15 protein-coding genes and 1 pseudogene are annotated in these 10,982 nt (G+C 55.0%); 6 read left to right on the top strand and 10 right to left on the bottom strand.

The window, feature by feature from the left end; genetic code table 11:
* The coding region (locus tag RBR25_RS16540) for a YHS domain-containing protein (protein ID WP_432820654.1) at positions 1-1,065 on the bottom strand (1,065 nt) is incomplete at its 3' end.
* Between the two features lie 464 nt (positions 1,066-1,529).
* On the opposite strand from RBR25_RS16540, the gene RBR25_RS16545 reads away from it, so the two are divergent.
* Both RBR25_RS16545 and RBR25_RS16550 read left to right on the top strand, forming a co-directional pair.
* On the top strand, positions 1,530-1,799 hold the full coding sequence (locus tag RBR25_RS16545) for a ribbon-helix-helix domain-containing protein (protein WP_092056482.1): 270 nt from the start codon (positions 1,530-1,532) through the stop codon (positions 1,797-1,799).
* Positions 1,796-2,128 carry a type II toxin-antitoxin system RelE/ParE family toxin gene (locus tag RBR25_RS16550; protein ID WP_092056480.1) on the top strand — a complete coding sequence of 111 codons (333 nt, stop codon included), beginning with the start codon at positions 1,796-1,798 and terminating at the stop codon, positions 2,126-2,128. Before RBR25_RS16545 ends, RBR25_RS16550 begins: the two co-directional genes overlap by 4 nt.
* 114 nt (positions 2,129-2,242) lie before the next feature.
* Here RBR25_RS16550 and RBR25_RS16555 read toward each other — a convergent pair whose 3' ends face one another.
* The 3 genes and pseudogenes from RBR25_RS16555 to RBR25_RS16565 form a co-directional block, all read right to left on the bottom strand.
* Entirely contained in the window at positions 2,243-2,581 is a 339-nt protein-coding gene (locus RBR25_RS16555) for a hypothetical protein (RefSeq protein ID WP_432820655.1), read from the bottom strand.
* Positions 2,581-2,880 (bottom strand): hypothetical protein, encoded by a 300-nt coding sequence (locus RBR25_RS16560; protein WP_432820656.1) that lies wholly within the window; start codon positions 2,878-2,880, stop codon positions 2,581-2,583. The genes RBR25_RS16555 and RBR25_RS16560 overlap by 1 nt, the downstream gene beginning before the upstream one ends.
* A 219-nt stretch (positions 2,881-3,099) precedes the next feature.
* Positions 3,100-3,572, bottom strand: a pseudogene (locus tag RBR25_RS16565) (recombinase family protein).
* A gap of 141 nt (positions 3,573-3,713) precedes the next feature.
* Here RBR25_RS16565 and RBR25_RS16570 point away from each other — a divergent pair.
* Genes RBR25_RS16570 through RBR25_RS16580 form a run of 3 tightly spaced genes read left to right on the top strand, consistent with a single transcriptional unit; the run spans position 3,714 to position 5,508 of the window.
* Positions 3,714-3,953, top strand: a complete 240-nt coding sequence (locus RBR25_RS16570; RefSeq protein ID WP_432820665.1) for a type II toxin-antitoxin system ParD family antitoxin — start codon at positions 3,714-3,716, stop codon at positions 3,951-3,953.
* Positions 3,953-4,246 (top strand): type II toxin-antitoxin system RelE/ParE family toxin, encoded by a 294-nt coding sequence (locus RBR25_RS16575; protein ID WP_432820657.1) that lies wholly within the window; start codon positions 3,953-3,955, stop codon positions 4,244-4,246. The genes RBR25_RS16570 and RBR25_RS16575 overlap by 1 nt, the downstream gene beginning before the upstream one ends.
* 50 nt (positions 4,247-4,296) lie before the next feature.
* Entirely contained in the window at positions 4,297-5,508 is a 1,212-nt protein-coding gene (locus RBR25_RS16580; RefSeq protein WP_432820658.1) for a hypothetical protein, read from the top strand.
* Positions 5,509-5,642: 134 nt separating this feature from the next.
* On the opposite strand, the gene brnA is transcribed toward RBR25_RS16580, so the two are convergent.
* The 6 genes from brnA to RBR25_RS16610 form a co-directional block, all read right to left on the bottom strand.
* On the bottom strand, positions 5,643-5,870 hold the full coding sequence (gene brnA / locus RBR25_RS16585) for a type II toxin-antitoxin system BrnA family antitoxin (protein ID WP_432820659.1): 228 nt from the start codon (positions 5,868-5,870) through the stop codon (positions 5,643-5,645).
* The gene (locus RBR25_RS16590) at positions 5,860-6,120 is read right to left on the bottom strand and encodes a BrnT family toxin (protein WP_432820666.1); all 261 of its coding nucleotides are present in this window, start codon (positions 6,118-6,120) and stop codon (positions 5,860-5,862) included. Before RBR25_RS16590 ends, brnA begins: the two co-directional genes overlap by 11 nt.
* Before the next feature lie 197 nt (positions 6,121-6,317).
* Positions 6,318-6,608 (bottom strand): type II toxin-antitoxin system RelE/ParE family toxin, encoded by a 291-nt coding sequence (locus tag RBR25_RS16595; RefSeq protein WP_432820660.1) that lies wholly within the window; start codon positions 6,606-6,608, stop codon positions 6,318-6,320.
* The gene (locus RBR25_RS16600; protein ID WP_432820661.1) at positions 6,605-6,838 is read right to left on the bottom strand and encodes a type II toxin-antitoxin system ParD family antitoxin; all 234 of its coding nucleotides are present in this window, start codon (positions 6,836-6,838) and stop codon (positions 6,605-6,607) included. Before RBR25_RS16600 ends, RBR25_RS16595 begins: the two co-directional genes overlap by 4 nt.
* Before the next feature lie 253 nt (positions 6,839-7,091).
* Positions 7,092-9,425, bottom strand: coding sequence for a hypothetical protein (locus RBR25_RS16605; RefSeq protein ID WP_432820662.1), 2,334 nt, complete (start codon positions 9,423-9,425; stop codon positions 7,092-7,094).
* A 92-nt stretch (positions 9,426-9,517) separates the two neighbouring features.
* Complete coding sequence (locus RBR25_RS16610; protein WP_432820663.1) at positions 9,518-9,880, bottom strand: hypothetical protein; 363 nt, start codon at positions 9,878-9,880, stop codon at positions 9,518-9,520.
* 679 nt (positions 9,881-10,559) lie between these two features.
* Here RBR25_RS16610 and RBR25_RS16615 point away from each other — a divergent pair.
* Positions 10,560-10,676 (top strand): hypothetical protein, encoded by a 117-nt coding sequence (locus tag RBR25_RS16615; protein WP_432820664.1) that lies wholly within the window; start codon positions 10,560-10,562, stop codon positions 10,674-10,676.
* Positions 10,677-10,982 lie beyond the last annotated feature (306 nt).

Genomic DNA, 10,982 nt, shown 5'->3' on the forward strand with positions numbered 1-10,982 from the left:
CCGGCTGCGCTGGGCTTCGCCGACCATCCGGACGATCTGCGCCAGCATGGTGTCGCGGCCGACCCGTTCGGCCCGCATGATGAAGGTGCCGCTCTTGTTCAGGGTGCCGCCAGTGACGTCGGCCCCTTGTTTTTTCTCCACCGGCAGCGGTTCGCCGGTCACCATCGATTCGTCGATGGCGCTGGACCCCGTCTCGATGACGCCGTCCACCGGCACTTTTTCGCCGGGGCGCACCCGCAGGCGGTCGCCTTTCTCCACCTCATCCAGAGGGATGTCCTCTTCATTGCCGTCGACCCGAACGATGCGGGCCGTTTTCGGCGTCAGTCCGAGCAGCGCCTTGATTGCTCCGCTGGTGCGCTGGCGGGCGCGTAGTTCGAGCATCTGGCCGAGGAGGACCAGGGTGATGATAACCGCCGCCGCTTCGAAGTAGACCGCGACATTCCCTGCCGAATCACGGAAGGAGGCGGGGAAGAGGGCGGGGAAAAAGGTCGCGGCGAGACTGTAGAGGTAGGCGACGCCGGTTCCGATGGCGATCAGGGTGAACATGTTGAGGCTGCGGTTGACCAGTGATTTCCATCCGCGCACGAAGAAGGGGTAACCGCCCCACAAAACCACCGGCGTGGCCAGCAACAGCTGAATCCAGACCTGAAGATTTTTCGAGAGGAGATCCTGCGACGCCAAGCCGGGAACGTGTTCTGACATGGCGATGGCAAAGATCGGCAGAGTCAGCACCAGACAGACCCAGAAGCGAAGGGTCATGGCTTTGAGCTCGGGGCTCTCTTCCTCTTCGGCGTTGACCTCCTTCGGTTCGAGATCCATGCCGCATTTAGGGCAATCACCCGGTCCGACCTGCTCCACCTCGGGGTGCATCGGACAGGTGTAGAGCCGCCGGTTGTCTTTGTCGGAGGCCGTCTCCACCTTTTTCTTGTCGAGATAGGTTTCAGGGTCGGCTTTGAATTTTTTCAGACACTTTTCCGAGCAAAAATAATAGGTTTTTCCGTCGTAACTCGTTTTGCCGGCGGATTTTTCCGCCGAGGCTTCCATTCCGCAAACAGGATCTTTCATGTCGGTTCCTATGGGTTGATGCCATCAAACCAGTCAATGATTTTTTTGCGAATTTGTCCTTTATCCATATTTCAAGAATATCCTCCCTTGCAGGTTTTGCTACCGAGAAAAGCCCCCCGACCCGAAAGTACTTACCAAGCAAGAAGTCTAATTGGGAGCGCTATCGAGGCCCAGGACACGCGGTGTATGTATCGTGGCGCATCGGCCTACCCAACAGCCCCCCTTTCCAATAAATCATCTCGCATTGTGAAAGATGAGATTTTGAAGCTCAGATGTACATTCCCACAATTCCTGGTATCCGAGACGTTTTGCCGGGAAGGATATGCTAATCGCTTGTGTGCCCGGAGTATTCTCAAAAATCTTTCGTGCTTGTCGTGATACAGAACGACGAGGATAAAGATGGTTGGACTGCCGGGCCGCAGTGTGGTAGGATTTAATCCTACTAAAAGCAATTGGGGGCGACCATGCGAACTACGAAACAAATTAGCATTACCCTGCCCAACGACATGGCGGACATGGTAAAAGCCAAGGTGCGGACTGGCGAGTATGCCAGCGAGAGTGAAGTAATTCGGGACGGCCTACGGGTTCTCATGGCGCGTGATCGCGCCGTCGAAAGCTGGCTGCATAACCAAGTCGGTCCATCCTACGACGCACTGAAGGCCGACCCATCTCGCGCCGTCACTGCTGACCAAGTACGTGCTCGCTTAGCCACTGAACGTGCCAAGACACGATGAGCTATCGCATCATCTTCACTCCGGAAGCCGCGGACCAGCTTGCCGACCTGTACCATTACATCGCAGAGGCGGCCGCACCCGAAATCGCCGCACAGTACACCGAGGCAATCGTGAGCTACTGCGAAAACCTGCATATGTTTCCTCATCGTGGCACAATGCGAGATGATGTGCGCCCAGGCCTACGCATAACCAACTACAAAAAACGAGCAATGATCGCTTTCCACGTGGACGCCGATCTGGTCTCAATCATTGGTATTTTCTACGGTGGTCAGGACTACGAAGCAATCCTTTCAGATAATGACTCTGGCGATAGCGGCACTGAACACTGACTCAGTTAGGGTCCCTTCGGACCGTTCAAAATATAGCGCATTATCGGAAAAGCCCTCGATCACCGGATCGGGGGCTTTTCGCGTGTTATAAGGAGTGATTTGTGGGACGTCGTATCAGTGGTTTGGGATGATGTAGTTCGGTTCGTCCTGCCCATCAATCCAGACAGTCAGAAGGTAGCAGATGCCGTTATCATCGACGTAGTACCGCACGTGGATACGTCTATACGCGAGATCCACTATGGCAAGGTGAAATTCATGCTGGACTCCTCCCAGCATTTTCCGCCTAACTGGCCAGGCGTGAGGATGCTTCTCGATGACATCAAGGATCGTCGCCATTGCGGATGGCAACGCCAGGTATGCCACCGGGCTTTTCTCCCGGAGGTGGGATCTCACTTCGGAGAAAGCAGCGATGAAGGTCGGGGCCCGGCGGATGTTTTTGTACTTGACGGCCATCACCGCTTCTTCTTGGCCGGGACATGACCGCTTCTGACCATTTCCTCGCCGATCTTTTTATCCTCCTCGATCATTTGGAGCAGATCATCGATCGGCTCGGAAAGACCGTCCCTGACCTCTCGCATCGCCTGCAAAGTCATGAGATCGGCTCTTTGTTCGAGAATATCCGCGTCGATGAGACGTTCCGCACCAGCCTTGAAAAAACTTTGCGGCGTCATGCCGTGGACGCGGCAATATTCGTTGACATTGTGCATCTCCGCTTCATTGAGGGTGATGTTGATCTGGTTGCGCTTTAACATGGTCATCCTTTTGCTAGGCATAATAGTAATCCTATCAACGCCGCATGGGTTGCGCAAGGATAATCGGTGGTCCATACACCTTGGCAATGGGCTGGTCATCCTGCAATTCACCCAACGAGAAGTGTCCAGTTAATCATTTCGGATTTTGCTTGAGGCGAATTACGGGGTGGCGAGGCACATTCTCTCATCTCCTGCAACCTGGCGCTTCGAAATCCCTGATCAGGTCGGCAAGTTCCTGCTTTCAGTCAGTTTCGGCTTGGCGCCAAATTTCACCCTGCGGGCGATCGCCTTGATTCGGTCCTCCATGGATCGCTCCTTGATCAACTCCCGCTCAAACTCGCCGATTGCGGCAAGAATGTTGAATTGCAGGCGGCCATACATGGTCGTGGTATCGATCCCCTGATCCAATACCACTAGGTCCACCTTCTTGGCTTCCAGTTTCTGGACAATCCCTGCCAAATCGACCACCGATCTGGCTAGGCGGTCAAGCTTTGTAACAATGAAAAATCTTCGACCCTGACGAAATCCAAGGCCTTTTGCAATTCCGGCCGGTTTTTTGCCGAAGCGGCCGAGACTTTCTCGTGAAAAATCCGATCGCAATCTGCGAGGCGATCCAGTTGCACATCGAGCTTCTGCCCTGATGAACTGACCCTTGCGTACCCGATCCGCATTCCCTTGGCTTTCTCTCCCATGACTTTTCTCCTTTTCCTTTGGGTTAGAGTCCATAAGAGGTGAGAGTGGTAACGGGAGTTTATCGGGACGGCGGCATTTTTATTCCCGAAAAGTACCAACAGATATTATATAATGGTGAAAACTCAAAGGGGAGATTGATCATGGGGAAAAATACCAGTGTCACTCTAGGCGATCACTACGAAAAGTTTATTTCACACGCCATCGAGGAGGGTCGATACGGCTCTGCCAGTGAGGCGATTCGTGCCGGATTGCGGTTGCTGGAGGAGCGTGAAACGAAACTCGGGATTCTTCGTAAGGCATTGGTTCAAGGGGAGCAGAGTGGTCCGGCCAATTACTCCCTGGACGAACTGAATCGCGAACTCGATGAAATACCCGGCTAATGCCAAAGTTCTCGCTGACCAAACAGGCCCTTGAGGATCTGCGTGATATTGGCCGGTATACCCAACTGCAATGGGGGCGTGAGCGGCGGCGCCAGTACCTTGCCCTGCTGGACCGTTGTTTTCATGCTTTGGGAGAGAACCCGAGCCAAGGGCAGCGATGTGACGAGATCCGCGAGGGTTACCGCAAGTTCCCCTCCGGCCGGCATGTCATTTTTTACCGGGAGTCAGTTGGCGCTGGTATTGAAGTTGTCCGAGTCCTGCATGAACGCATGGATATGGGCGCCTACCTTTAATAATTTCGTTGCCCGCTTGGTTTCAACGTAATGCAGCAGGAGAGCTTTGCATGGCGCAGCAGTGTAAATGGGAATTCCGCAACCGCTTCCGTATCAACGCCTTTGGCTGGAAAGGATCCTCGCTGGCCATCAAGAGGCTTGACGAAGCTGTCAAAGAAATCCGCAAAACCAAGGATCCTATCTTTCGTGCTGAGGGTGCAATCCTGTTGTGTGAACGCATGTGGCCGGCCCTTCAGCAGATCGACAGTTCATCCGGGGCCTTGGGCACCGCAACCAACAAAGCGGTCCATGAGTTGGTGCAATTCATCATCGATGCTCCTTGCGGAAACCAGATCCGGGCAAAATGGCTCGAAAGACTCTGGCAAGCGATGGAAGAGGACGGGGTTGATTTCCTTTTTGAAGTCAGCGAGCGATGGGGAGAGTTATGTGTGGATCCTGCCGTCGCCGCCCACTGGGCCGACGAATTACGACCGACACTTGAATATTCCTGGGTGCATGGTGGATATTTTCGTGGTGGTCCGGCATGTCTTTCCTGCCTGCTCAAGGCGCAGCGCCATGACGAGGTATTGCAACTGGTTGACAAGGCTCCTTTCCTCACGTGGTCTTACCGCAGATACGGTGTCTTGGCATTGGCAAAATCCGGGAAAATTGCAGAAGCAATCCGGTATGCCGAGGCATCACAAGGATTGAACGACGGATATTCCGCCATTGCTTCCGCATGCGAAACGATTCTTCTCGACATCGGACAGCGCGAAGAAGCTTATCGGGAATTTGCTCTTTCAGCCACGACCGCCACAACCAACCTGGCTCGGTTTCGCGTGCTGGCAAAAAAATATCCGGAAAAAGATTCCCGGCAAATTTTGCAGGACCTGATCGCCAGCACCCCTGGGGACGAGGGGAAGTGGTTTGCAACCGCCAAGAGTCTTGCTGATTTCGAGCTTGCAACCTCCCTCGCTTACGCTTCGCCAGTAAATATCGGAACCCTGAACCGCGCAGCACGAGACTTTCTTGAGAAGAGACCGGAGTTCTCTCTCGATGCGGCGCTTGCTTCCCTGAAATGGCTGGCCGCCGGCCAGTATTATGAGATCACGGGGCTCGATGTGTACGATTCTGTGCGCTATGCCCTTGATGCCTCGGGGAGAGTGAGGTGCCGAGAAGAAACGCTCCAGCGAATCAAATCTCTAATCGACGCTCTCGATACGGATCATTTTGTCCGGGAGCAAATAATTGCGTCTCTTGGCCGTTTGCGGATAACCGATTAGGGTCAGACTTTTGTCGGGATGCACGCTCAATAACACAAGAAAAGCCCTCGATTTGGCAATCGAGGGCTTTTCTATAATGGTCGATTTTTCAGACAGTTCCGAAAGAGCTGTTTTCAATGGCAGAAACGGCGGATCTAACCGGCAACTTTTTCAAGTTTTTCTGCTATCCACAATTTGATGATTGATTGCCGGGGAACGCCAAGCCGCTGAGCTTCTTTGTCAAGGGAGTGGATCATCCAGACAGGAAAGTCAACATTGACCCGCCTCTGCTCATGCTCCGGACGACGAGCTCTGGAGAGATCGAGGTCATCAATAATGGATTGGTCGTCATCAAACTTTTTGTCAAAATCTTTAGCTTTCATAGAGTCCGATCTCCTCTGGCCGAGAGCGCCTAACCGAGATGAGGCGAATGGTCCGGTCTCGATAGGTAATGACGGCGGACCAGTGCTTACCGTCGATTTTGCCAATAACGAAATATCTTGGCTCAACGGTTGTTTTTGCTGGGATCTCCAGCAGGTCCGGATCGTTCCACAGGGTTTGTGCGACGTCGAAATCGATGCCATGCTTGGAAAAGTTCGAGAGGCTTTTATTGGGGTCGAATTCAAATCGCAGGGTATAAAAAATATACCTTCATGGTGGCATTGTCAAGATCGTGTATTGATCGTGTCGGAGAATGGACCCTCTGTAGAACACGAAACGCCCCCGATATGAAGATCGAGGGCGTTTTTCATAATGCGCATATTTTCGGACACCACTGACGGAATCTTCAGGGCTCCCGCCGAACAACAGGCCAAGTTGAAAAATTTACCTTAAAAATGACGTTCGAAATCCATTCTTTGATGAAGGATCCGAACAACATTAATTCCATCGGCAGTCAATTTAAAAAAAATGACATGGGACCCGGATTTGGTTTTCCGATATCCCTTCCGCACATCGCTAATATCGATAGAAGTTGATGAGTCACTGGCTTGCTTTTGTATTGCTGCCCATACCTCACGTATGTACTTTTCAGACTGGGAAATCCCCCATTGCGCAAGGGTATAATCCCAGATATCACTCAAGTCTGCCTTGGCTTTGGGAGACAAGGTCACCTGGTTCATAGTGACAGGGACTTCTTTTTGTCAGCGATGAACGCATTAATGTCCAAACCGGTTGAGGGACCGGAGTTTTCCCCCTCGATTAAAGCCTGTCGTAATTGCTCGAGTTTTATGTGGTCTTTTCTGATCAGGTCGCGTACGTAATCGGAGGCGTTAGCATATCTTCCGCTTTGAACACACTCCTCAACCCAAGTCTTCATCTGTTCCGGCAGGGAAATATTCATTGTTGCCATAAGATTCTCCTTTTGGGGCTCACAGAACTAAGCTATGGCAAAATTTGCCAATTGTCAATCTTTGTCAAGCCGATTTGCGACAGCAGCAGGGTGGCACCCAACAAAATCGGAACCCGTCCCAAGTATGCGCGATGCCCTGAATTGCAGCAAAACGGAAATTGCCGAGCACTATGGCCTGAGTCGTTCCTCGGTGTATCGGCTGTATTCAGTGAACCGGCAGGAAGCGTCTGGAATGTAGCGCATTATCGGACATTCATGGGATGAACCCCGGCAGCGGCAGCCAGCCATCGGCCTGCAGTCGGGCGGGCAGGTGGTCTTGCAGGATTTTTCGGAACGTCGCCGGGCGCAGACCGGAAAGACCGTGCCAAGGCTCCAGGCCCAGTTCCCAGTGACCCAGATAGGCTTCGATGATCTCCGGGGGGCAGCCACTTTTCAGGAGGTAGTTTTTAAGATAATGGCGGTTGGCATTGGGCGGCAGGTGATAGTCGAACTGTCGAGCCAATACCTTGCTCAGCAGCCCCGGACCCAGTAGCTGCGATTGGCCGAGATCCAGGTCGAGATGAAACAGCCTCGAAGGCCGCCCCGGACCGCAATGGTTCTTGATCAGGTTGAAGAGCGGCGGACTGGCGGGGCCGATCCGGTCGTACAGCGCCAGGAGGTGCTGCCGGTAATGGCGGATCTGCACCAGGCACTCTTCTGGCATCCATACCAGCCGGTTGGAGTAGCCGAGGTCATCGGTCTTGTCGCTTATGAGTGCCAGCCCTGTATCCTCGTCGATGTCGCCATCGGCGAAAGAGGGATCCCGCACCGCCCGGTAACCGGTGGCGAAGGAGATGAAGCAGGCCGTATAGACCGCATAGTGGTTATGGAAGAGGGCCACGCGGTGGGTGTCGCCCGGGTCGGGGCGATTGGCTTCGACGGTGTCGATCAGTCTGCGCACCAGGTCCTGGATCGTCTCTTCCGCGGGGCACCACGGCGTTCCGACCGCTGCGGTCGGCGAATTGACCGGTCGTGGAAATGCGGCGGCATAACCGAGCGGAGTCAGCAGTTCCCGGCACAGGGTGCGGAAGGAATCTTCGAGCCGGGGCAGGGGGGCGTGGGTATAGTGAATGCGGGTTGTGGCCAGTTTTTCGCTGTAACCGAAAAAGAGCGCCGCACTCGGCAGATCCTGTCCCGGCATGCGGGCCAGATTTCTGAGCAGATATCCGCTGATCCGGGTGGCGGTGAGCCTGGTCCCGTGCGCGCGATTCAGCCCCCGCAGACCGGCGGACAGAGTGGTTTGCAATTCCTGGCGGGCTTGCGCTGCTGGGTCAAACAGCGGACGGGACTCGTATTCATGAGGTCTGAAAACGTCCGGAAGTAACGGCCCGAGAATGTCCCGGATCACATCCGGGAGGGGGATGTTGGCGGCCGGTGATGTGGGAAGGGCCTGGGGGAAATCCCTGGTCATGGTTTCATCGCTCAGCTCGGGTCCCGGAGACAGCAGACGAAAAAAAGGCGCTTCGCCGTCGTCCCAGTACAGGGCGTGGCCGGCTCCGTAGCGAGCGCCGCCTACCCGGAAATACTCCATCTCCAGTGCCCGCTCCAGCGGTGACCCGCTCCAGAGCATGACCAGGAGCAAACGCCGGACATCCTTCTCCCGTAGGTTGGGTCCGCCTACGGAGATTTTTCCTTCCAGATAGTGCAGCAGGACGGCAAGGTCGAACTGGTTGAGTTCTTCCCAGGACAGGGGGAAGAGCTGGTTGTGCATCGAGATCCGGTTACTGACCTGTCTGGCCTGGAAAGCCAGTTCTCGCAACCCTGCCCGGTCATAGAGCCGCTCTTGCGGGGCCACGACCGGAATGTCGTCCCGTGGTCGGACGAACTCTCTGGAGGTTCCGCCGTAGCTGCGGTATGCTTTATCCTCTTCCGGTCGGCTGGCCGGTGACTCGACGAGGTCGGTGCCGGTCCAGGCGACCTCCGGTGGCGGCACTTCCTCCCCTGGTTCCTCGGAATCGTCCGGCTTGGGGGCGCGCTTGGTCTTGGGGGTAGGGGCGGGCGGCGTTGCGGCAATACTCAGTTGGGCTTTTTCAAACAGGGCGCTCGCATCATGGAGTCGGGTGCCTTTTTTTGTAGAGCGGATCACCGCGAGAAATTCTTGCGGAGTCGTCGGTCGGGCGGGGAGCGTGGCGAGTTGGGAAGAATATTCGCGCTGGGAAAGCATGCGGATACCCCGAAAAGCCTTCAGCAGCGAGGGAATATCCTGCGGGGACACCTTATGGCCGGCTAAAAAGGTCTGGGCCAAAAGATGGGTGTAGTGGTCGGCGAGGTTTCTGTTGTCGGCCGTATGGCCGAGGGTACAGTAGAGGGGGTACTCTTCCAGGATCCCCTGGAATGCGGTTCCCCGTTCCGGGGCGAACAGGTGACTGAGACGGGGATCGTTCTCAAGCTCCGAGGCCGTGGAAAGAAGCGCCCGAACGGAGCGCATGGATGGCTCGATGGTCCCATCCTCGTGACCCGACAGCCGGCAAATTCCCCGGGCGCACTCCAGGACCGGCATCAGCCTGCCGAGGAGAAAAAAGAACCCCTGCAGGTGTGGAGGAGCCATAACGGCATCCAGCAAGACTTGGAGGTCCTCCGGGGTCAGAGCCACTCTGTCTGCCTGGGCGAGCAGGTGCGATATGGCCTGGCTGGAGGGATTCACGGCGTAGATTTTTGGGATGGTGGGTTGTAGAGGGTCTGCACACTCACGCCCAACAGGTCCGCACTGGCGCGAACCCCGGCAGCCAGGGCCGGGGACCACCGAGTGAGCAGGTCGGGATCCAGGTGCCGGCTGCCGGCATAGATCGTTTTAGCCCCAGCCTGAGTCCCGAAGGCCATTTGCGAGAGCAGCATGTCCGCCTCCAACAGGGTGATGAGCTCTTCCTGGGAGGTTTGGGCGGGAAGGATGCCGACCGGCACCAGGTCCTCCGGCTGGAGGTAGGGGGCTGCTAGGGTGAGGATTCTCAATCCGCCGATACACTGATGCTGCCGGCCCCAGACGAGGGGAGGGTGCAGGTACACCAACAGGAGGGCCGCTTCCCGGGTCAGAGACGGGTGCCTCTTCGGGCCGACCTCGGTCTGGTTGATGATATATTCCGGCCTCGGGATCCTGCAAGACTGAAGGATATCCTGCGGCGGAGGGGAGATATCGCCCACCTGGAGAGTATGCCATTCGACCTTTTCGATCATGCCCCATGGTAAGGCAGTGGTCGAAAAATGTCAAAAGTTTAGAATCGCTATTCTTTCGATAAATTGTTTTAAGTATAAAAAAGTGAAAAACAAAAAAAGATTAAAACATGACAAACTACCGATATAAAACAACTTTACACAATATTAGTGGATATGGAAATGTGTTACGCTACCGCCTTCACACGGCATCGTAGGTTCGAACCCTACTGCGCCCACCATAAAAATCAAGGGGTTAGCGATGCATCGCTAACCCCTGTTTGCGTTTGTGCCCATTTCGTGCCCAAATTGCGCCCACTTTTTTTCATTCCCCCGGCTTTCTGACCCCCTGCCATTCTTTGGGCTCTCGATCCGTGCTGCGGCAGTTGATTGCCGGACTGGAGGAACTCTCGGGTGACGCCTCATTTAAGCAGATCAAAGTCGCCCTCGACGGGGCGGCGCTTCGAGCCGTGCCGAAGTCTGCCCGGCGCCGCGCGCTGGAGGTTTTCGGTAAGGAGGGCAGTAGGCGGATTGGTTGACGGCGAAAATCATGACCTTGGGCGGACATGTGCCGATCGACATCTTGATGCGTGCGGATGGAGAAGAAGTGCTCAGGATTCTCGAACGCATCGAGCAGGGGGTGTTCTCATAACGAATGGAAAACCCCGGGTCGGATTAAAGACTTGTCAGGAGAGATGAGATCAGGATAAGGTATCGACTGATGATATGACATTGACTTGATCGCGATGGTGGAGATGTCCCACAACCTATGACCGCATACCCAAAGAGCCGCCCGGGAGGTTGATCCCCCTGGCGGTTCTTGTGTTTGCTGGGCGGTGTAAATGATTTTGTGTAAATGGTTTGGTTTTCGGTTATCAGTAAGCCGGCATCCTGTCTTCGAACAGGATGGAAAACCGGTTGAGGGCCGCCTTCCAGTCCCGGATCGGCATGGTCCATT

It is taken from the genome of Trichloromonas sp. (genome assembly GCF_034006665.1).
Taxonomy (GTDB): domain Bacteria; phylum Desulfobacterota; class Desulfuromonadia; order Desulfuromonadales; family Trichloromonadaceae; genus Trichloromonas.